General features: G+C 69.5%; 20 protein-coding genes and 1 pseudogene. 12 read left to right on the top strand and 9 right to left on the bottom strand.

Annotation, left to right across the window (positions count from 1 at the left end; translation table 11 throughout):
* Positions 1-93 precede the first annotated feature (93 nt).
* From EOINJALH_RS30785 to EOINJALH_RS30775, 3 genes are read right to left on the bottom strand one after another with little or no spacing between them, the layout of a single operon-like run.
* The gene (locus tag EOINJALH_RS30785) at positions 94-714 is read right to left on the bottom strand and encodes a glutathione S-transferase family protein (RefSeq protein ID WP_088287509.1); all 621 of its coding nucleotides are present in this window, start codon (positions 712-714) and stop codon (positions 94-96) included.
* Positions 711-2,177 (bottom strand): dihydrolipoyl dehydrogenase, encoded by a 1,467-nt coding sequence (locus EOINJALH_RS30780; protein ID WP_088287507.1) that lies wholly within the window; start codon positions 2,175-2,177, stop codon positions 711-713. The genes EOINJALH_RS30785 and EOINJALH_RS30780 overlap by 4 nt, the downstream gene beginning before the upstream one ends.
* Before the next feature lie 8 nt (positions 2,178-2,185).
* The gene (locus tag EOINJALH_RS30775) at positions 2,186-2,665 is read right to left on the bottom strand and encodes a nuclear transport factor 2 family protein (RefSeq protein ID WP_088287505.1); all 480 of its coding nucleotides are present in this window, start codon (positions 2,663-2,665) and stop codon (positions 2,186-2,188) included.
* Between the two features lie 197 nt (positions 2,666-2,862).
* Here EOINJALH_RS30775 and EOINJALH_RS30770 point away from each other — a divergent pair, with 197 nt between their 5' ends.
* Positions 2,863-3,762, top strand: coding sequence for a LysR family transcriptional regulator (locus tag EOINJALH_RS30770; RefSeq protein ID WP_088287503.1), 900 nt, complete (start codon positions 2,863-2,865; stop codon positions 3,760-3,762).
* Between the two features lie 48 nt (positions 3,763-3,810).
* On the opposite strand, the gene EOINJALH_RS30765 is transcribed toward EOINJALH_RS30770, so the two are convergent.
* From EOINJALH_RS30765 to EOINJALH_RS30750, 4 genes are all read right to left on the bottom strand, one after another.
* A complete protein-coding gene (locus EOINJALH_RS30765; protein WP_088287501.1) occupies positions 3,811-5,856 on the bottom strand; it encodes a pyridoxamine 5'-phosphate oxidase family protein in 2,046 nt (681 codons plus the stop codon).
* Between the two features lie 37 nt (positions 5,857-5,893).
* Entirely contained in the window at positions 5,894-6,526 is a 633-nt protein-coding gene (locus EOINJALH_RS30760; RefSeq protein ID WP_088287551.1) for a glutathione S-transferase family protein, read from the bottom strand.
* Between the two features lie 65 nt (positions 6,527-6,591).
* The gene (locus tag EOINJALH_RS30755; protein WP_088287499.1) at positions 6,592-7,218 is read right to left on the bottom strand and encodes a pyridoxamine 5'-phosphate oxidase family protein; all 627 of its coding nucleotides are present in this window, start codon (positions 7,216-7,218) and stop codon (positions 6,592-6,594) included.
* 156 nt (positions 7,219-7,374) lie between these two features.
* Positions 7,375-8,277, bottom strand: a complete 903-nt coding sequence (locus EOINJALH_RS30750; RefSeq protein ID WP_088287498.1) for a LysR family transcriptional regulator — start codon at positions 8,275-8,277, stop codon at positions 7,375-7,377.
* A gap of 250 nt (positions 8,278-8,527) precedes the next feature.
* Here EOINJALH_RS30750 and EOINJALH_RS30745 point away from each other — a divergent pair, with 250 nt between their 5' ends.
* From EOINJALH_RS30745 to EOINJALH_RS30735, 3 genes are read left to right on the top strand one after another with little or no spacing between them, the layout of a single operon-like run.
* Positions 8,528-9,541, top strand: coding sequence for an MBL fold metallo-hydrolase (locus tag EOINJALH_RS30745; protein ID WP_088287495.1), 1,014 nt, complete (start codon positions 8,528-8,530; stop codon positions 9,539-9,541).
* A gap of 31 nt (positions 9,542-9,572) precedes the next feature.
* Positions 9,573-10,445, top strand: coding sequence for a cyclopropane-fatty-acyl-phospholipid synthase family protein (locus EOINJALH_RS30740; protein ID WP_088287493.1), 873 nt, complete (start codon positions 9,573-9,575; stop codon positions 10,443-10,445).
* Complete coding sequence (locus EOINJALH_RS30735; RefSeq protein ID WP_088287491.1) at positions 10,442-11,197, top strand: ZIP family metal transporter; 756 nt, start codon at positions 10,442-10,444, stop codon at positions 11,195-11,197. The genes EOINJALH_RS30740 and EOINJALH_RS30735 overlap by 4 nt, the downstream gene beginning before the upstream one ends.
* A 253-nt stretch (positions 11,198-11,450) precedes the next feature.
* On the opposite strand, the gene EOINJALH_RS30730 is transcribed toward EOINJALH_RS30735, so the two are convergent.
* Complete coding sequence (locus EOINJALH_RS30730) at positions 11,451-11,951, bottom strand: CoA-binding protein (protein WP_158219961.1); 501 nt, start codon at positions 11,949-11,951, stop codon at positions 11,451-11,453.
* Between the two features lie 211 nt (positions 11,952-12,162).
* Here EOINJALH_RS30730 and EOINJALH_RS30725 point away from each other — a divergent pair, with 211 nt between their 5' ends.
* The 7 genes from EOINJALH_RS30725 to EOINJALH_RS30695 all read left to right on the top strand — a co-directional run bounded on the left by EOINJALH_RS30725 (position 12,163) and on the right by EOINJALH_RS30695 (position 18,740).
* Positions 12,163-12,519 carry a PspC domain-containing protein gene (locus EOINJALH_RS30725; protein WP_088287487.1) on the top strand — a complete coding sequence of 119 codons (357 nt, stop codon included), beginning with the start codon at positions 12,163-12,165 and terminating at the stop codon, positions 12,517-12,519.
* Between the two features lie 527 nt (positions 12,520-13,046).
* Positions 13,047-13,700 carry a DUF6064 family protein gene (locus EOINJALH_RS30720; protein WP_088287485.1) on the top strand — a complete coding sequence of 218 codons (654 nt, stop codon included), beginning with the start codon at positions 13,047-13,049 and terminating at the stop codon, positions 13,698-13,700.
* Positions 13,697-14,806, top strand: a complete 1,110-nt coding sequence (locus EOINJALH_RS30715; RefSeq protein WP_088287483.1) for an Acg family FMN-binding oxidoreductase — start codon at positions 13,697-13,699, stop codon at positions 14,804-14,806. Before EOINJALH_RS30720 ends, EOINJALH_RS30715 begins: the two co-directional genes overlap by 4 nt.
* A 29-nt stretch (positions 14,807-14,835) precedes the next feature.
* Positions 14,836-15,732 (top strand): DUF6920 family protein, encoded by an 897-nt coding sequence (locus EOINJALH_RS30710; protein ID WP_088287482.1) that lies wholly within the window; start codon positions 14,836-14,838, stop codon positions 15,730-15,732.
* Entirely contained in the window at positions 15,729-16,580 is an 852-nt protein-coding gene (locus EOINJALH_RS30705; protein ID WP_088287480.1) for a type II CAAX endopeptidase family protein, read from the top strand. Before EOINJALH_RS30710 ends, EOINJALH_RS30705 begins: the two co-directional genes overlap by 4 nt.
* Positions 16,577-17,683 carry an alpha/beta hydrolase gene (locus EOINJALH_RS30700; RefSeq protein ID WP_144290234.1) on the top strand — a complete coding sequence of 369 codons (1,107 nt, stop codon included), beginning with the start codon at positions 16,577-16,579 and terminating at the stop codon, positions 17,681-17,683. Before EOINJALH_RS30705 ends, EOINJALH_RS30700 begins: the two co-directional genes overlap by 4 nt.
* 259 nt (positions 17,684-17,942) lie before the next feature.
* The gene (locus EOINJALH_RS30695) at positions 17,943-18,740 is read left to right on the top strand and encodes a GDSL-type esterase/lipase family protein (protein WP_158219960.1); all 798 of its coding nucleotides are present in this window, start codon (positions 17,943-17,945) and stop codon (positions 18,738-18,740) included.
* 17 nt (positions 18,741-18,757) lie between these two features.
* Here the strand turns inward: EOINJALH_RS30695 and EOINJALH_RS30690 are convergent.
* Positions 18,758-19,132 (bottom strand): annotated as a pseudogene (locus EOINJALH_RS30690) (phage integrase N-terminal SAM-like domain-containing protein); the annotation flags it as partial.
* Positions 19,133-19,381: 249 nt separating this feature from the next.
* Between EOINJALH_RS30690 and EOINJALH_RS30685 the strand changes: the two are divergent.
* Positions 19,382-20,077 (top strand): SMI1/KNR4 family protein, encoded by a 696-nt coding sequence (locus tag EOINJALH_RS30685; RefSeq protein WP_144290233.1) that lies wholly within the window; start codon positions 19,382-19,384, stop codon positions 20,075-20,077.
* The last annotated feature ends 64 nt before the right edge of the window (positions 20,078-20,141 follow it).

The raw sequence follows: 20,141 nt of genomic DNA, 5'->3' as shown, positions 1-20,141 counted from the left end.
GCAATGCGATGGTCGGCGGCGGCCCTGCTGGCGGTGACGCTGGTGATCGGGGTCTTCGTCTTCCCGTCGGACTGGTTCACCGACCTGGCGGGTTCAGCGCAGCGCGGCCAGCCCCTTCTGCACACCGGGGCGCCGGTGCATCCGCTCGCGCCAGGCGCTGACGGCGGGGTAGTCGGCCAGGCTCACGCCCGCGTAGTCCGGCGCATCGAGCCAGCCGAAGTTCATGATGTCGGCCACCGAGAACTCGCTGCCGGCCAGCCAGGGTACCTGCTGCAGCCGTGACTCCAGCACCGCGGTGAGGCGGTTCGACTCCTTGCGGTAGCGCTCGATCGCAAAGGCCACGGGCTCTGGCGCCGAGCGCGTGAACCAGCCGGCCTGGCCGAACATCGGGCCGATGCCGCCGATCTGGAAGCAGGTGTATTCGAGGGCGCGTATGCGTGCGACCGGGTCTTTCGGCAGGAGCCCGCCGAACTTCTCGGCCAGGTACCAGAGGATGGCGCCGGACTCGAACACCGACAGCGGCACGCCGCCCGGCCCATCGCCATCGACGATGGCGGGGATGCGACCGTTGGGGTTGATGCGCAGGAAGTCGGGCTGCTTCTGTTCCAGCGCGCCCAGGTTCACGCGGATGACGCGGTAGGGCACGCCCAACTCCTCGAGCGCGATGGGGACCTTGACGCCGTTGGGCGTGTGGGCGGTGTAGACGTCGATCATGCGTTGCACTCCAGGCAGTGTTCAAGGGCGGGCGCGGGCAGTTGCAAGGCGCGCTGCGCCTGGCGCAGCGCGGTTCTCAGCCCCTCCTCCACCACCGGGTGGTAGAACGGGCTGTCGAGCATCTGCTGCACCGTGTCGCCGCGCTGCACCGACCACGCCAGCAGGTGCCCCAGGTGCTCGGCGGCCGGGCCCAGCATCTCGGCACCCAGCAGCCGCCCGCTGCCCCGCTGCGCATACACCTGAAGCGCACCGTGGTTGCGGGCCATGACGCGGCTGCGGCCCTGGTCGGTGAACGACACTTCGCCGATGTCGAAGGCGGCGCCGGAGGCCACCAGTTCGGCATGCGTGGCGCCCACCAGCGCCATCTGCGGTTCGCTGAAGACCACCGCCAGCGGCGCGCGGCGCGGTCGCAGGCGCAGGTCGGGCCAGCGGCCGGCGTTGTCGCCGGCGATGCGCCCTTCGTCGGCGGCCTCGTGCAACAGCGCGCGGTCGTCTGCCGCATCGCCCGCCATGAACACGGCGCTGTCGCCGACCTGGCCGGTGCGGCGGTCGAACACCGGCACGCCTTGCGGGTCGAGCGGCAGCGCCGTGTGTTCGAGGCCCAGGCGGTCGACGTTGGGGCGGCGGCCGGTGGCCGCCAGCAGGAACTCGAAGCGTTCCTCCTGCACCGTGCCATCGGCAGCCACGCTGCGCAGCACCACCGCGTCGCCCTCGCGACGGGGTTGCAGGTCTTGCACGTCCAACGTCACCGGCAACTCGGCCGCAAACACCTCGCGGGCCAGCGCCTGCAGCGCCGGATGGGTCAACGGGCCGATGCGGCTGCCGCGGCCGAAGAGCCGCACCCGCACGCCCAGGCGGTGCAGCGCCTGCGCCAGTTCGAGCCCGACCACGCCGGTGCCCACCACCGCCACCGAGCCCGGGAGATCGGTCCAGCTGAAGACGTCGTCGTTGACGATCAGGCGGTCTCCCAGTGCCGCCCGCCAGGCCGGCGGCACGGCGGGGCGCGAACCGGTGGCGATGACGATGCGCCCCGCCTGCAGGCGCCGGGGGCCCGCGGGGCTTTCCGGGCCTTCGACCACGAGTGTGTGCGCATCGGCGAAGCGGGCATGCCCGAGCCACCGGTGGGCGGCGGGCCACTGCTCCACGGTGTCGACGACGAAGCCGACAAAGCGGTCACGCTCGCTGCGCACGCGCGCCATCACGGCGCGGCCATCGATGTCGATGGGCGGCACGTTGACGCCGAACCGGTGGGCCTGCCGCGCCGAGTGTGCCGCCTCTGCCGCCGCGATCAGCAGCTTGCTGGGCATGCAGCCCACGCGTGCACAGGTGGTGCCGTAGACCTGGCTCTCGATGAGGACCACGCGATCGGTGTGTCTCAGCGCAGCGCGGTACGCGGCCATGCCCGCGGTGCCGGCGCCGATGATGGCGACGTCGGTGGTGGCGGTGTGAGCTGGGTTCGTCATCGGCCGCCTCACAGCCCCAGGGCACTCAGGCCCGGGTGGTCATCGGGGCGCCGGCCCAGCGGCCAGTGCATCAGCCGCTCGGCCGCGGGAATGGGCTTGTCGTTGATGCTGGCAAAGCGCAGCTGCATCAGGCCGTGGTCGTCGAAGGCCCAGTTCTCGTTGCCGTAGGAGCGGAACCATTGGCCGGCGTCGTCGTGCCACTCGTAGGCAAAGCGCACGGCGATGCGGGCGCCGTCGTGGGCCCACAGTTCCTTGATCAGGCGGTAGTCGATCTCGCGGGCCCACTTGCGCTGCAGGAAGGCCTGGATCGCTTCGCGCCCCACCGGGAACTCAGCGCGGTTGCGCCAGACGCTGTCGCGGGTGTAGGCCTGTGCCACACGTTGCGGGTCGCGGGTGTTCCAGGCGTCTTCGGCCAAGCGGACTTTCAGCGTCGCCGATTCGAGGGTGAAGGGCGGCAGGGGTGCGCGGGTTTCTTGGGGGTGGTTCATCGGGTTCCAGAAGGTCGGATGCGGTGACTCGCGCCCACAACAGCATCGGCGCAACAACGGTGGGCGGCGTGAGGAAGCCACTGTGGCCCGGCACCCGCCGGGTGTGAATCACCGGGGCCGCAAAGACAGTGTTGTGGGTCGCGCAACAGTCCCCGCACCAGAATGGCGGCTTCGACAGCAAACCGCAGAGGTGCCGAGTGGACAGGCTGCAGGCGATGACGACCTTCGTGGCGGTGGTGGAGACCGGCGGCTTTGCCAGCGCGGCGCGCAAGCTCGCCCTGTCGCCGCCGGTGGTGACGCGCGCCGTGGCCGAGCTCGAAAGCCACCTGGGCCTGCGGCTGCTGACTCGAACCACCCGCATCGTGCGCGTGACCGAGGCCGGTGCGCGCTATGCCGACGACTGCCGGCGCATCCTGGCCGAGGTCCACGACGCCGAGCAGGCCGCCATGGGCGAGCACCAGGCACCCAAGGGCACGCTGACGATCACCGCGCCGGTGATGTTCGGCCAGCTGTACGTGGCGCCGCTGCTGGCGCGCTACCTGCTGCAATGGCCGCAGCTCGACGCCAACTGCCTGTTCCTGGACCGGGTGGTGAACCTGCTGGAAGAAGGCGTGGACGTGGCGGTGCGCATCGGCGAACTGCCCGATTCATCGCTGCATGCGGCGCGCGTGGGCCGCGTGCGCCGTGTGCTCGTGGCGTCGCCCGAATACGCAAAGGCCCGTGGCCTGCCGGCGCATCCGCGGGAGCTGACCGACCATGCCCTGATCTCGGCCGCTGGCCTGACCGCTCAACCGGAATGGCACTTCGGGGTCGGCGAGCAAGCCTTCTCGCAGCGTGTGCAGCCACGCATGCGCAGCACCTCCAACGAGGCGGCCATCGCGGCCGCCATCGCAGGCCTGGGCATCGCGCGCCTGCTCAGCTACCAGGTCGCGGCGCAGCTGCAATCCGGCGCGCTGGTGCCCGTGCTGCAAGCCCATGAGACCGCTGACCTGCCGATCCATGTGGTGCACCACGGGGGGCGCCGGGCCACGCAGCGGGTGCGGGGCTTCATCGACCTGGTGGTGGAAGGACTGCGGGCCGATCCATCGCTGAACTGAGCCCGCGCCGGCACCGGCGGCGCCGTTGAGCGTTCCGATCGGGTTGGGCTAGAGCTCCAGTTCGATGCGTTCGTCGCCACCGGCCGCCGGCCGCGCGCAGCACAGCAGCACCTCGCCTTCGCCGGGCGTCCAGGCCGTCGGCTCGGCATAGGTCACGCGGCCGGCGCGCAGCGGCGTCAGGCACGAACCGCAATGCCCGGCGCGGCAGGCGTAGGGCGGAGAAAGGCCCTTGCCTTCGGCGAACTCGAGCAGGCTGCCATGCGCAGGTGTCCAGACGGCTGTGTCGCCGCTGCGCAGGAAGCTCACCGTGGCTTCGGTGGCCGGGGGCAGCGGCGGCGGGGCGGGCGCAGCGGTGGCGTCATCCGGGCGCCGCTTCAGCGAGGCCGGCCCGAAGGCTTCGGCCTGGATGCGCTGGTCGCGCACGCCGAGCTCGCGCAAGCCGTCGTACAAGGCCTGCATGAAGCCGGGCGGGCCGCAGAGGAAGAACTCGTGGTCGTCGAACGGAAGGATGGACCTGAGCGTGTCGATGGTGAGCGGGCCCGGCCTCGTGCCCGGTGCGCCGTCGTCCTGCACGATGTGCAGCTTCAAGGCGCCGCCGGCCCGGGCGGCCAGCGCCTCGAGTTCGGATGCAAAGGCACGCACCTGGCCGTCGCGTGCTACCTGGATCAGGTGCGTGGGACGCGTGCGCCGCAGGCGGAAGCCTTCGGCCACCAGGTGCCGCGCGAACGACACCATCGGCGTGATGCCGACACCGGCGCCGATCAGCGCCGCGCTGCGGCGCAGCGTGGCGTCGAGCGTGAAGTGGCCGCGCGGCCCGAGCGCCTCGAGCGTGTCGCCGACCTTCACCTGGTCGTGCAGGAAGGTCGACGCCGCGCCTTCGCGCTTGACGCTGATGCGCAGGCCCGCCTCGCCCGGCGCACTGGACAGCGTGTACGTTCGCTGCAGCGGCGCGGCATCACCGCCCGGGTGCAGGCGGATCGGCAGGTACTGGCCCGCTTCGAAAGCGGGCTGCGCGAAGCCGTCGGCCGGCTCGAGGTGGAAGGAGCGGATGACGCTGCTCTCGTCGACCACGCGGGCCACGCGGTAGGGCCGCCAGGTCTGCGCCAGGCGCTGCACCTCGAGCCGCCTCGCTGCGTCGTCCCAGCTGCCGGTGATCAGCGAGTTGGGCGACCAGTCGCGAAAGCGCCAGCGCAGCGGCAGTGCCGCGCTCAGGCGCCAGCCGGCTTCGATGTGAAAGCGCCAGGCGCGCTCGGCACCTTCGAAGGCCTCGAGTTCCGGGCCGTCCCACACCACTTCGGCGCGGCCGGTCAGCGTGAGCAGGTCGCCGGTGCTGAAGTCGATGAAGATCACGCCGGCCCGCGGGTCGAGCTGCAGGTTGCCCAGCGTCATGAACAGGAAGTTGCCGGTGAAGTCGGGCACGAGCAGGGTGCGCTCGTCTTCCACGCGCACGAAGCCGCTGCGGCCACCGCGGTGCGACACGTCGGCGCTGCCCGGGTGCTCGCCTTCGGCCGGTGCGCGCGTGGCGACGAACAGGGTGTCAGCCGTGCGCACCAGCGCCAAGGCCGCGTCGTCCAGGTGGTCCAGCGCGACCGTGTCGCGCGGCGTGTTGTCGCCCGCATCGCGCGCCCACTCGGTCTCGCGGCCCTGGATGTACTGCGGGCAGTTGCCGACCGTCTGCTCGACCGCCACGGTCAAGCGCCCGTCGGCCACGGCTTCGACACGCCCGTTCATGCGGTTGCGCCGCCGCGTGTGCAACTCGATGCCCAGGAAGCCCAGCGGCGCGCCCGGCACCAGGCCCTGCGCCAGCGGATCACCGGGCACCGGCCGCGCCTGGATGTGCAGGTGCGTGGGGTCGGGCGAGCGCATGAAGCCGGGCTCGCCCACCAGCACCGACGCCCACGGCCGGCCGAGCGCGTCGACCGAGCCCACCAGCACGAAGGGCAGCTGGGCGTAGAACTCGCGGTGCTGCTCGGGCAGGTAGGGGCGGATCACGCGCCGCCCCACATCGAGCATGCGCTCCTCAACGCCCAGGCGGGCTTGCATGGCCTTTTCGCCCGAATGGAACGGGTCGGGGCTGGGGTCTGAACGGTTCATGGGCGCTGCTCGAAGGGGGTGACCGGGGCTCGCCGGCTCAGGCCGCGAGGCCGACGGCCGTGCGCTTGAACGGCACGAACCCGGGCAAGGCTTCCACGCGGGCCAGCCAGGCGCGCACCTGCGGATACGCCGCCAGGTCGACGTTGCCTTCGGGCGCCGCCGAGACGTAGCTGTAGACGGCGATGTCGGCAATGGTGGCGTCCGGGCCGGCCAGGAAGGCGCGCGTGGCCAGCTGCCCATCCATCACCTTCAGCAGCTGGTGCGCGCGGCCGATCACGTCGTCGGCGTTGTACTTGGCGCCGAACACCGTGATCAGGCGCGCCGCAGCGGGGCCGAAGGCGACCAGACCGGCCGCCACCGACAGCCACGCCTGCACGGCGGCCTGCTGCTTGGCGTCGCGCGGCAGCCAGCGGCGGTCGGCGTCGTAGGTGCTGGCCAGGTAGACGAGGATGGCGTTCGAGTCGAACAGGATCGTGCCGCCGTCGTCCAGCACCGGCACCTGGCCGAACGGGTTCATGGCCAGGAACTCGGGCCGCTTGTGTGCTGCCTTCATCAGGTCGACCTCGATCAGCTCGTAGGGCAGGCCCAGCAGCGACAGCGCCAGGTGCACGCGGTGCGAGTGGCCCGACAGGGGGTGCTGGTAGAGCTTGAGGGTGTGGTTCGGCTTCATGGCAAGGTCCTTCATGATCGGTTGGGAGTAGCTTGGAAAGGGTGCGGCCAGAGGGGCCGCGAGCGTCAGTCCTGGGCCTGCCGTTGCAGGGACTTCAGACGTGATTCGAGGTCGGCGATGCGGGCGTCGCGCTCGTCCAGCGCGCGCTGCACGTCTTCGGCGTCCAGCCGCAAGGGGATGTGCTGCGGGCAGTTCCAGTCGAAGCCTTCGACCGTGATCACCATCGCGCGCTGCGGCCTGGCGCGGGTGCCAGGCGTTGCCAGGCGGGCGGCCAGCGCCGCGTCGTCGGCCAGCGGCCGCACGGCCATCGTGCCCAGCAGCTTCAAGCGCACGCGGTGCACGTAGTCCACCGCGATCAGCGCCACGCGATCGTTGCCCGCCAGGTTGCCGACGCTGATCAGCTGCCGGTTGCCGGCGTAGTCGGCAAAGGCGATGTGCCGGTCGTCCAGGACCTGGACGAACCCGGCCGGACCGCCGCGGTGCTGGACATAGGGCCAACCGGTCTCGGACACCGTGGCCATGTAGAAGCTGCGAAGCTGGGCGAGGAAGTCCGCTTCGGCCTGACCGAGCCGGTCGTTGAAGGTCCGGGCATCGGCCTCGAAGCTGCGCGCGTAGCCGGCACGGCTGCCGTCGCGCTGCTGCTCGGCCTTCACCTGCGGCGTGAAGGCGATCTTGGCGAAGGCGTGGGGCATGGCGTCATCTCGGCGTGGGGTGCCGAACTGTCGCGCCGTGGCCTGCTCGCGAGAAGCCGCGCCGTCGCTAAGGGACTGTTGCCGATCCCGGAACGATCGCCTCGAGCACCGAGGGTCCGTGCGCCGCCGGTGCGCACGGGCGCCTGCCGCGCGGCGCTACGCCTGCAACTCGGGCAAGGCGCGCAACCGTTCGATGGCCAGGTCGAGAAAGGCGCGCACGCGCCTCGAGGCGTAGCGCCCCTCGCGGTGCAGCACATGCACCGGCAAGGCAGGCGGCTCGAAGTCGCTCAGCACCTCCTGCAGTTCACCGCGGGCCAGCGGTTCGGCCACCTTGTAGAGCATCTGCTGCGTGAGCCCGAAGCCCGTGACCGCCGCGGCCACGGCCGACTCGTTGGTGGTCGTCGCCAGCCGGGGGTGCATCTTGAGGACACGCGACCGGCCTTCGTGGCTGAAGCGCAATTCGTGTCCCGGCGCCACGGCACCCGCGGACACGATGTTGTGCGACGCCAGGTCGGCCAGCGTGCGCGGCGTGCCGTGTCGCGCCAGGTAGCCCGGGGACGCGCAGGTCACCACCCGCATGCGGCCGACCGAGATGGCCTGCAAGGACGAATCGGGCAGATCCGCGATGCGCACGGCCACGTCCACGCCCTCTTCGACCATGTTGACCAAGCGGTCCAGGAACCAGCAGGTGGCGCTCACCTTCGGGTGCTGGTCCAGGTACTCGGTGACGATCGGCGTGATGAACTTGGCCCCGAACCAGCCAGGCGCCGTGATGGCGATCCGGCCTTGCGGTACGCCGTGCTGTCCGCTGGCGGACTCGTCGGCCTCGGCCAGCTCCGCCAGGATTCGGCGGCAGTCATCGGCATAACGCGCGCCGGCCTCGGTGACGCGCACCACGCGCGTGGTGCGCATGAGCAGCCGCACACCCAGCGTCTCTTCCAGCTCGTTGATCGCGCGGGTCACCACGGGCGGTGACACCTTCAGCTTGCGTGCGGCACCGGCGAACCCGTTGGCATCGACCACTGCGACGAAAACGCTGATCAGGTGATGCTTGTCCATGCCACTCTCTTTGCCGGTGAGGTCGGCGGAGTGTGCATCAACGGCGGGTCCGTCTCGGCCGGGTCGCGGTCGGGCCCCCGTGTTCCTGCTGTCCGGGTCGAACGGGCCTCACCTTGGGGCCTGATTGCTCCTGCATGCGGAACAGTCAATTGCGCCCGGAGTCGATTCCCCGCGCCGGGGCCTGCGAACAGACTGCCGCACCGCACCGTGTTGCGGCCATCGACTTCCAACCCCTTGCTCGGAGAGACCCATGACCCACCCCCCTGCTCCTGACGGTTCAACCACGGAGCAAGCCGGCTCCGACCCATCCGACCGCCGCGGCTTCGTCACGGCCGTCGTCGGTGCAGCGGCCGGTGCGGCGGCCCTGGCGCACACGTCGGCCCAGGCCCACTCGGGCTCGGGCTCGGGCTCGGGCCAGGGTGACGCGCTCGCGGCGCTCGACAAGCAGGCCGCCAAGCCCACGAGCCTGGCATCACCCGTGCGCGTCACCTACCTGGGCGGGCCCACCTACCTTCTCGAGATCGGCCGCTTCCGGATCATCAGCGACCCCGGGTTCGACCCCCAGGGCACGGAACGCAACGAGGGGCCGGGCCACCTGCTGACCAAGGTCATGGCGCCGCCCATCCCGGCCGATGCCATCGGTCGCATCGACATCGCGCTGGTCAGCCACGCCCAGCATCTGGACAACCTGGACAACGAAGGCCGACGCCTGCTTCGCAAGGTAGGCGTGACGCTGACCACGCCCGCCAGCGCGGCCATGAACCTGCCCGGCAAGAACGTCAAGGGCCTGGCGCCGTGGGAGACCACGGTGGTCAGCAACGCCCATGGCGAGCAGCTGAAGATCACGGCCATGCCGGCGGTGCACACCAGCAACCCGGCCCTGCGCGAGATCGTCGGCGAGGTGACCGGCTTCATGCTCGAGTGGGCGGGCCAGACGACCGGCGCCTTCTACATCTCCGGCGACACGGTGTGGATCGACGAGATCAACGAGATCGCCCGGCGCTACAAGGTCAATGCGGGCATCCTGCATCTCGGCGCGGCCAACGTGCCCGCCGTCGGTGACAACTTCCTGACCATGAACGCCGTCGACGGCGTGCGCGCCACCAAGGTGCTGGGGCTCAAGAACGTCTATCCGGCGCACTTCGAAGGCTGGCGGCACTTCAGGGAAGGCGCCTGGTTCATCGAGCGCGAGTTCAAGAGTGCGGGCCTGGCCGACGCCCTGCACATGCTGCGGCCCGGCGAGGCCACCAACGTGACCCTGTAGTCCCAGGCCGGCACCCAGCGGAGCCCTGAAGATGGAACTCGCAACGGCCCCCTTGACCGAGGCGTGGGTGCGCACCGCTTGCCGGCCCCTCGAGGCAGCGCGCCACCCGATCCTTGCACAGCGCACGCGCCGCGAGATCTACGACGACGGACGCTGGATGGCACCGGGGGGTCTGCTGCTCGCCGAACGGCTCGCCGATGCGCTGCAACTGCAGCCTGGCGATCGGGTGCTCGATCTCGGGTGCGGGCGTGGGCAGTCCACGGTCTTCTTCGCCACGCGTTGCGGCGTCGATGTCATCTCGCTGGATCTGTGGATCCCGGCGTCCGAGCGGCTGGCGGCCGCCGCCATGGCCGGCGTTGCCGATCGCGTCACCGCGCTGCAAGGCGACATTGCGCGCGGCGTCCCCGTCGAAGCGGGAAGCCTCGACGCGATCGTGTGCCTCCAGGCCTTCCATTGCTTCGGGACGGCCCGGTGGTTGCTGCGCTACCTCACATCGCTGCTCAAGCCGGGGGGTCGCCTGGCCATCGCCCAAGGCTGCTTCAGGCAAGAGATCGAGGACCTTCCCCCGCTCTTCCGTGCCACCGATGGCTGGAACGCCGAGTACGCCAAGTACCACAGCGCCGGTTGGTGGCAGCGTCACTTCGAGGCGAACGGAGCGCTGACGGTGCGCGTGGCGATGGAGATCCCCGACGGTGACGTCCTTTGGGAGGACGACGTGTTGTATCGCGGCGACCGCGCCGGCTGGAGCCCGCAGTTTCTCGAGCGCTCCGGCTGGCTCATCCGGCAGATCGTTCACGGGCGCACGGCGGAACCCTCCCTGACGCATTGCCTCGTCATGGGCGAAAAGCCGACGGGCCTGCGCGCCGACGGGTCGGGCTGGGCCAAGTGTGGAGATCCATCATGACCCTGTCGTACATCATCATGGCCACGCTGGCCGGCGGGATGTTGTCGGTGCTCATCGCCGCTTCGTTGACGGTCGCGACGATGAAGGTGCTGTGCCATGGCCTGGTCAGCGTGTCGGCGGGTCTGCTGATGGGCACGGCCCTGCTGCACCTGCTGCCGGAGGCCTTCGAGAGCGCGGCGGACCCTCATTCGCTGTTTCTGGCGCTGCTGGGCGGGCTGCTGTTCTTCTTTCTCCTGGAGAAGGCCGAGCTGTACCGGCACAGCCACGAGCACGACCCGCCGACGGCGGCGATCGCCAGCCGCGGCACCTGGAGCGTGCTGCTCGGTGACAGCATCCACAACCTGTGCGACGGCATCATCATTGCGGCGGCGTTCCTGACGGACTTTCGACTCGGGATCACCACCTCCATCGCGATCATCGTCCACGAGATACCGCAGGAGGTGGGCGACTACGTCGTGCTGCTCAGCCTCGGGCTGTCCAGGCGCCGCGCCCTGTTCTACAACTTGATCTCCGGCCTGGCATCGGTCGTGGGAGGAATCCTCGGCTACCTCATCGTGGCGCCTTGGCAGGCCGTGTTTCCCTACCTGCTCGTCGTGGCATCGAGCAGCTTCCTGTACGTGGCGGTGGCCGACCTCCTGCCAAGCCTGCAGCGCCGCTTGCCTTGGCGACAGACGGCCATGCAACTCGGTTGGTTGGCCAGCGGCCCGGCCGTGGTCCTCATGGCTCGCAGCTTCGCGCACGCAGGCACTTGACTCCTATCCCGAACCTGAAGTGCCGACGTGCCTCACTGACGCGCTTGCAACATGACTGTCAGCGACGGCCGCGTCTGGCGGGACGACCCGTTCGCAACAATTCCAGGAAGCGGTCATTCATGGTGGGGCCGCATCGAACGAGCACTGCCCAAGACCGCTGGCGGCGCGACTCGCTCCCCCCAAACGTGATCGGCCATTGCGCAAGGAGACGCAGCCCCACCGGGTCAAGCAGGAAGCTGCCGCCAGCAGGAGGCTAGGCAGGAACGCGCCCTCGGCGCGTCAGCAGCCACCGCATGCAGCGGTGCGCCACGTCCACAGGCGCGCAGTACATGAGCGGGCAGCCGCCGACGATGGGGCGCATGCCGAGCTCGGCACAGGCCTTCAACGCCGCTTCCGATACGCTGCCGTCGCCAAACGATCGATGAAACCAGATGCGGGCGATGCCGCGCGCCGCGGCCTGGCGCACCAGGCGCTCGGCCGCCGCAGGCGGCACGACCACCATCAACGCGTCGACGATGCCCGGAACCGCGGCCAGATCGGGGTAGCACGTCGTGCCATCGATCTGCTCGGCGTGTGGGTTGATGGCCACCACGTCGTGGCCGCCATCGCGCAGCCGGCGAAGGATGGCATTGGCGGGTTGATTGCCGGAGCGAGACACGCCCGCAACGGCCACCCGTCTTGCAGACAGGAAGTCGGCGACGACGGGAGGCGTATGCACCATGGCGATCTTGGCCGCGGGCAGGCGACGGCCCAACAGCGCGACGTTTCGAGGCTGCCACCGGCTGCCATGGCCGGATTGAGCCCAGTCAACTTCGGCACGCGGGGCCCGGCGTCGGTCCTGCCGACTTTGCGCTTCGACATGTCGCTCTGTCGCGCGCCGCGGCATTTCGTCGGAAACCTCTTGAACTGCGTGGGCGCCGCGCTAATCTGAGCTTCTGGATGGTCAGTCTGTACGGAGAAGCATCATGAGTCTGAGCGAAGAGTTGGGGCGCCTGGGCGGCCTGCATGAGCGCGGCGTGCTCTCGGATGAGGAGTTCGCGCGCGCCAAGGCGCGCGTGCTCGGCGGTGCGCCCGAGGTCAACGCGCCAGCCCTGCTGGCGATCAATGCGCTGCGCCGCAGCCGCGACGACCGCTGGCTGGGTGGCGTGTGCGGCGGCATCGCACGCGTCACCGGTGTCGAGGGTTGGATCTGGCGCCTGTTGTTCGCGTTGCTGGCGCTGTGCGCCGGAACGGGTGTGCTGGTCTACCTGCTGATGTGGATCCTGATTCCGGCAGACCCGCCGATGCCCGGGCACGCACCGGGCCATCCGCAGGCCGGGTGAGCCGCCGCATCGGCGTCGGCGTCCGTGGTGGGCCTCTGGGCCCGCCGTGAGCCGCACGTCGAACAACGGGCTGGCCGCGCGTTGCGGACGGCCGGGTCTGGCCGTCATGGCAAGACCTGCATAGCGGCCAAAAGCTGCGGGCGGCGACAGGCGGCTTCCGGGCATCTCGCCCGCAGGCCACCGGCAGCTGCCGATGTTCTGTTCGGCAACGCACGGACGATTCGAAACCCGGTGCGGATCATTCGGACATTCCGCCCAATGCGCGCAAAGGCCCCGAGTGCGCGGCCTCGATCTGCGGGGGCACCACCTCCTCAATTCCTGGCCGGATCCCCACTGCGGCCTGATAGCGGGCGAATGACGCGGTCCATGGCAAGCGAAAGTGCGGCGAGCTCGATTCCAGGGTCAGCGCAGAGCGTTTCCTCATGGCCCTCGGCGAAGGCTTGGGCCGCGAGATCGAATCCGTCGTGTTCAGCCCCAGCTGCCAACGAACCGACCGCTGCCACCCTCTTCGCCTCGGCTGAAGGGCCATGACACTTCCCTTCACGGTCGAACAGTTCTACGGGGTCTTCCGTGACTACAACACGGCGGTATGGCCGGCGCAGTGGCTGCTCGTCGCACTGGCCTTGGCGGCCTTGGCAGCGGCGGTGCCCAGGTCCGGGCGCGGGCTCAGCGTCGCCGCGTCCGCCATCCTCGGGCTTCTTTGGGCCTGGATCACCTTCGCCTATCACCTGGCCTTCTTCGCGCGCATCAGTCCAGCGGCCTATGGCTTCGCGGCGCTCTCGGCCGCGGGCGCGGTCACGTTCATCTGGCAGGGTGTGGTTCGGCGCAGGCTCACCTTCCGGTGGGTGCCAGGCCTGAAGGCAACGGCGGGTGTCGTGCTCATCGCCTTCGCTCTGGTGGTGTACCCGGTCTGGTCGGCCTGCGCCGGCCATCCGTATCCGGCGACGCCGACCTTCGGCCTGCCTTGCCCGACGACGATCTTCACCATCGGCCTGCTGTGCTTCGCAGCGCCACCCATGCCGCGCAGCGTGGTGATCGCTCCCGTGCTGTGGTGCCTTGTCGGTGCCCAGGCTGCGTTTCTTCTCGGCGTCCAGCCTGACCTCGGCCTCATTGCCGCGGGCTTGGTGGGCCTGGGTCTGCTGGCGACTGCCGGCCAACCACATCGGACATTGAAGTCATGATCACACGCAGACAGTTCGCCGCTTCGACCCCTTGGCTGGCGGCCAGCCCGCTGGCGCTGTCAGGCTGCTCCCCTGCGCCTGGTGCGGACAGCTACGAAGCGCTGGCCGAGCGCACCTGGCAGTTGGGTGCCCTGACGGGTCTCGGCGGCGCCGAGCTCGGTCGAGAGCTTGTCCGCTGCGCCACGCTGGCCCCGTCCAGCCACAACACGCAGTGCTGGAAGTTTGCGCTCGACGCCAATGGCCGGTCGATCGCCATCCTGCCCGATCTGTCGCGCCGCTGCCCTGCGGTGGACCCGGACGACCACCACGTCTTTGTCTCGCTGGGCTGCGCCACCGAGAACCTGGTCCAGGCCGCGCTCGCCCACGGCCTGAAGGGCCAGGCGCAGTTCGACGCGGCTGGCGATGCCGTGCGCGTGACGCTCGAGCCCACGCAGGCCCAGGCCACGCCCCTGTTCAACGCCATCCCCACCCGCCAATGCACGCGCGGTGACTACGACGGCAAGCCCTTGTCCAGCGACGAGCTGGGGCTGCTGCAGCGCGCGGGCAGCTCGGACAAGGTCCGCCTGCTGCTGCTGACAGAGCGCCGGGCCATGGAGCAGACGCTGGACTACGTGGTTCAAGGCAACACCGCGCAGATGGCCGACGCCGCCTTCGTCCAGGAGCTGAAGGCCTGGATCCGCTTCAACGGCGCCGATGCGGCGCGCACGCGCGACGGGCTGTACAGCGCGTCCTCGGGCAACCCGAACATCCCGTCCTGGGTCGGCGACCTGGCGTTTCGTTGGGTCTTCACCCCGAAGGGCGAAAACGAGAAATACGCGCGGCAGGTGCGCAGTTCCGCCGGCATCGCGGTGTTCGTGGGCCTGGCCACCGACAAGGCGCACTGGGTGGAGGTGGGGCGTTGCTACGAGCGCTTCGCACTGCAGGCCACCGCACTGGGCATCCGCAACGCCTTCTTGAACCAGCCCGTCGAAGTGGCGGCGCTGCGCCCGCCCTTCGCTGCCGCCCTGGGCCTGGCGGGCCAGCGGCCGGACCTGGTGGTGCGATTCGGTCGCGGCCCGACGCTGCCGCGCTCGCTGCGCCGGCCCGTCGAGGCCGTGCTCGTCTGACCACCCTGGACACAGAAGGCGCCCTCACCATGACCTGGTTCACCTGGCTTGTGCTCATTGCCGTTGCGCTGGCGATGGCCGCCGCAGGACTTACGGCCTTCGGATCGAGGCGATGGGCTGCGGCGATGCAGCGGTTGACGGCCAAGCTGGAGGCGGGGCGCGTGGCGCCGTCGGTCGCTCTCGCTGCTTCTGCCACCTCCGCCGCGACCCCCGCGCGCTACGACCCCAGCGAGCTCGCGGGCCTGCCCGCGCCCGTGCAGCGCTACTTCCGCGCTGCGCTCACGCCCGGCCAGGCCATCGTCAGCGCCGCCACGATCCAGATGAGCGGCACCTTCAACATGTCCCCCACCGGCGAACAGTGGAAACCGTTCACGTCGCGGCAGCGCGTCACCACCCGGCGTGCGGGCTTCCTGTGGGATGCGCGGATCATGATGATGCCGGGCGTGGTGGTGCGCGTGGTCGACAGCTACATCGCGGGCAACGGCCTGCTGAAGGCCAGCCTCCAGGGCTGGCTGACCATGGCCGACATGCAGGGCGGCGGCGACATCGCGCGCGGCGAGTTCATGCGCTACTTCGCCGAGGCGGCCTGGTACCCCACGGCGCTGCTGCCCAGCCAGGGCGTGCGCTGGGAGGCTGTCGATGACCGGTCGGCGAACGCCACCCTGGCAGACGGCCCCCTCACGCTGAGCTTGCTGTTCCGCTTCGACGACGCCGGCCTGATCGAGTCGTTCCGGGCCGAGGCACGGGGCGGCATGGTGGGCAAGATCATGGTGCAGGCGCCGTGGGAGGGGCGCTTCTCGAACTACCAGGCGCGCGACGGCATGTCGGTGCCCCTGGCCGGCGAGGTGGCCTGGATGCGGCCGGAAGGGCGCAAGGTCTACTTCAAGGGTACCGTCACGCAGGTGCACTACGAGTTCGCGGCGTGACGGCCAAGCCGGCCGCGGCCCCTGAAGCGGTGGCGGCACCGGCGGCGGTGCTGACGTTCTTCGTGCTGGCGTTTGCGTGGTCGTGGGCCTTCTGGTGGCTGGCACCGCTGTGGAAGGACGATGCGCCGGTGGCGGCGACCGCCCTGGCCATGGTCGGCGGCTTCGGGCCCAGCCTGGCGGCCGTGGCCGTGGTGGCGCACCAAAGCGGCCGCGGCGGCCTGCGTCGCTGGTTGGGCCGCTGCCTGCAGTGGCGGGTGGGCTGGCGCTGGATGGTCGGGGCCTTCTTCTTTCCGGTCGCCTTCATGGGCCTGGCCGCGGCCGCCCATGTGGCGCTGGGTGGCACGCTGCCGCCGTCGCCCGCGGCCGGGCACGTCTTGCTGGCGGCGGTGAACTTCGTGCTGGTGTTCCTGGTGGGCGGCCCGCTGGGCGAAGAGTTTGGCTGGCGCGGCTACGCCTTGCCCGCCCTGCAGCGCCGATGGGGCTGGCGCAGCGCCAGTCTGGTGCTGGGGGGTGCGTGGGCGCTCTGGCATGTGCCGCTCTTCTACAGCGCGGGCACCGTGCAGAGCCACCTGCCGATGGGGCTGTATGCGCTGAGCGCCATCGCCTCGTCGGTCCTGTTTGCCTGGCTCTTCAACCGCACCGCGGGCAGCGTGCTGCCGGTGCTGGTGCTGCACACCGCCGTGAACGCGTGGTCGTCGGTGATCCCGGTGATGGTGCTGCCCGACGGCAGCAACCTGCGGCCGTTTCAGTGGGTGGTGGGCACGCTGGTCTGCGCAGCCATGCTGCTGCTGTTCGGCGGAGGCCCCACGCCGCAGGGCGGCTTGGCCGTGTCGCGGGCGCAGCCTTGAGCCGTCTCACCCGCGTCGCGCCGTCCTTCCATGGGGCCGCTCTCGGAGACAGGTCGACATGGCCGTTCGTCGTGCTGGTCAGAGGCCCAAAGGTGACGATACTGCGCACTGTGATGGGTACAAACGCATCCAGGCCCGAACCGGCCCGAAGAACGCTGCTGCTGGCGCTGGCCGGCGGCGTTGCGGCCTGCGCCGCGAGGCCGTCGCAGACGCCGAGCGCCGGTGGCCGCTTCGTGGACCACGACAAGTTCCCATCGCAACTCGTGGCGGCACGCCAGGTGCGTGCCTGGCTTCCGTCCGAATACGACGCCTCCCGCGAGCCCTTCGCCGTGCTGTACATGCAGGACGGCCAGAACCTCTTCGATCCACCCAGCCCGATGGCACGGGGTGCGTGGGAGGTCGACCGGCATCTGCTGGCGCTGCGGGCAGCCAACGCGATCCGGCCCACCATCGTCGTGGCGGTGTGGAACACCGAGGGCCATCGGGCGCGGGAATACGGGCCCCAGGCCCCGGTTGACAGTCTGCCCGCCGAGTTGCGCCCACTCGTACGACCCAACCCGGGCGCGGCCGATGCGGCGTCGCTGGGCGACGCCTACGTCCGCTTCCTGGCCACCGAGCTCAAGCCCTACATCGATGCCCACTACCGCACCCGCGCGGGCAGGGCCGACACCTTCGTCATGGGCTCGAGCATGGGCGGGCTGATCTCTCTCTATGCGTTGTGCTCGTTCCCCGAGGTGTTCGGCGGGGCCGGATGCGTCTCCACGCACTGGGTGATCACCAACAACTACGCGGCGTTCCCGGCCCAGTTCGCGCCCGGCGCCAACGGCGATCCGCGCATCGAACAGATGGCCGCGGCCTACCGCGACTGGCTGCGTGAGCACCTGCCCGCCGCGGGCCGGCATCGCCTGTACTTCGATCACGGCACCCAGGGCCTGGACGGCCTGTATGGCCCGCACCAGCAGAAGGTGGACGCTCTGCTGGCGGCCAAGGGCTACCGGCCCGACATCGACTGGACGAGCCGGGTGTTTGCCGGAGCGCCGCATGATGAAAGCGCCTGGCGCGAGCGGCTGGCGATCCCCTTGACCTTCCTGTTGAGGCCCTAGCCCGGAAGGGGCCCGCACTCGGCGCGGCCTCCATGGCGTCAGCCAGCGCGCGATGCCCATGGCGACGCGGCAGCCCACGCTGCAGACCGAGGCGATGCAGCCGACACCCCACTGAACCGCGTGCATCGTGCGGCGCGGGTTCTTCACCTGGGTGTCGATGGCGCGGTCGCCGATGCCGCGCAGGTCACCATGCGCACGCTCCCACAGGTTTGAGGGAGACTCTCGGCCCATGACCTCGAGCCCCACCCCGATCGCCCGGTTGCTGGCCGCCCTGCTCGTCGCCGCCGCGAGCCTCTTTGCACCCATTGCCAGGGCAGCTGACTTCGCCTCGACGCGGCCCGCAGCCCGCGTTGAATACTGGCAGCAGCGCCAGGCCGCGATCCAGGCGCAAGTGGCAGACGCGACGAGCCTGCGCGCCGTGAAGCTGGTGTTCGTCGGCGACTCGATCACCGACTTCTGGCTGCTCGGCGACGACCCGTGGATTCCGGGCCGCCTGCACGGCCGCCGCGTCTGGGATGAGTCGTTCGGCGGCGCGGTGCCGCAGAACCTTGCGCTGAACATCGGCATCTCGGGCGACCGCACCGAGCACCTGCTCTTCCGCCTTCTGCCGAAGGCTCAGGGCGGCCTGGGCCAGTTGGATGCCGACGCGCTGGCGCCCGAGTTCTTCGTGCTGATGGTCGGCATCAACAACTCCTATGCCGCCGAGATGCCGGTGGCCGACAGCGTGTTCGAGGGCGTGCTGGCCGTGATGCGCTCGCTGCACGCGCGCAAGCCGGGCACGCGGCTGCTGCTGCAATCGATGCTGCCCACGTCGGAGACCACCCGGGACGATGCGGTCGTGAAGCCCGTCAACGCGCGGCTGGCCGCGCTGGCGAAGAGCCCCGAGTTCGCAGGCTTCACCCTTTGGCTCGATTTGTATCCGTCATTCGTCGATGCACAGGGCCGCCAGGATGCACGGCTGTTCGTCGACGGCCTGCACCCGAGCGAGGCGGGCTACCGCGTCTGGCGCGATCGGCTGGTGCCGGCCCTGGCGACAGCACGCGCCTTGGCGCGCTGATCCTGCATCGTCCGGCCCAGCGGCAGCCGACGCTGCACCCGCGGCCGCCTCACCTCCGTCATCCACGGAAGCTGCAGCTCGACCACCCGGCTGTAGAGGCAGATCAGCGCCTGCTTGTGGGTGGACGCCGCCACCCGACGGTCATTGGCGAGCCCGTTCAGGAATGCCTCGACCTCGGGGCCGCCCATTTCCAGTGGATGGCGGATGCCACGAAAGCGGATGAAGGCGCGGCACCAGTGCACGCAGGCCTCTTCGGTGCGCCGGATGTAGTGCAGCAGCCGGATGCGTTCACGCAGCTGATCCAGTATCTTGGTTGAACGCAGCGGCGGCCCCTGCGGCGCAGGGAGCGGTGGCTGAGGCGCAGCGCGGCGACGGGACACCACATCCGACATGTGATTCATCACGACTCCCGCAGCGGCCGCGGAGAGCACGGGCCTTGTCGATGGCAAGCACATCCGGCAAAGTCAGCGCACGGCCGTTGCTGCTTTTGCCGAAATGATAGTGCTGTATGCATATACAGTCGACAACTTGAACATCGAGCATCCACGCGGACTTGCGGCCGTCAGCTTGTGCCGAGTTACGGCGACAGCGTCCGGAGTTAGGGCGCAGAATTGTCGCCCTATATCAACGTTAGGCCTCAAATGAGAAGACGCAGCGCCATCAGCGCGACCCTCATTCCACTGACCGCCGCAACCATCGCACTCCCGGCCTGTGGCGATCGGAAGCCGAGCCCGAAGGTCGAACCGCCCACGCTCCCACCATTCTCGCCCGCCTCTCTGCACGCACAGCTCGACCGACTTCTGTCCGCATACGCCGCGAAGTCCCCGAAGACGCCGCATTACTTGCTGCCTGGGCTTACGCAAACGCAGATCCTGGAGCAGACGGCTTGGTTTCCGAAGCCCCTTCCCAAGGAAGTCGCGACGCTGTACGAGTGGAAGAACGGGTTCTCGGCCCCGAAGGGCACCGACGTATTGCCTTTCATGTTCCGCGACTACACCTTCCTGCCTCTGAAGGATGTCGAGAGGGAGTACCGGAGTATGAACGACACGTACGGTAAGAATCCGAACGATACTGAGTTGCTCGCCAGTTCGTTCCCGTTCGCTGCGCTGGGTGGAGGGTGGCTCGTTGTAGCGGCAGTCAAACAAGGCTTAGCCCCGAGTCTTGAACGTCCGGTGATCTCTGTCTTTCAAGGTGTGTCGGTCTTCTTCTACTCCGTCGAGAAGATGGCTGAGACTTGCACAGCATGGCTCTCACACCCCAAGCATGACGGGTTCAGCATTCCGCCCAAGCATGAGTTGGAGGTCTGGAACAAGGTCAATCCGGGCATCTTTCCGTAGTGAGGCCTTGTATCTTGTATCTTCCAAAAGAAGGCAGTTGAGTTTGATTTGGAGGTCTTCTTGA

It is taken from the genome of Ideonella sp. A 288 (assembly GCF_002198735.1).
Lineage (GTDB): Bacteria > Pseudomonadota > Gammaproteobacteria > Burkholderiales > Burkholderiaceae_C > Pseudaquabacterium.
This window is presented reverse-complemented; position numbering and strand designations above follow the sequence as displayed.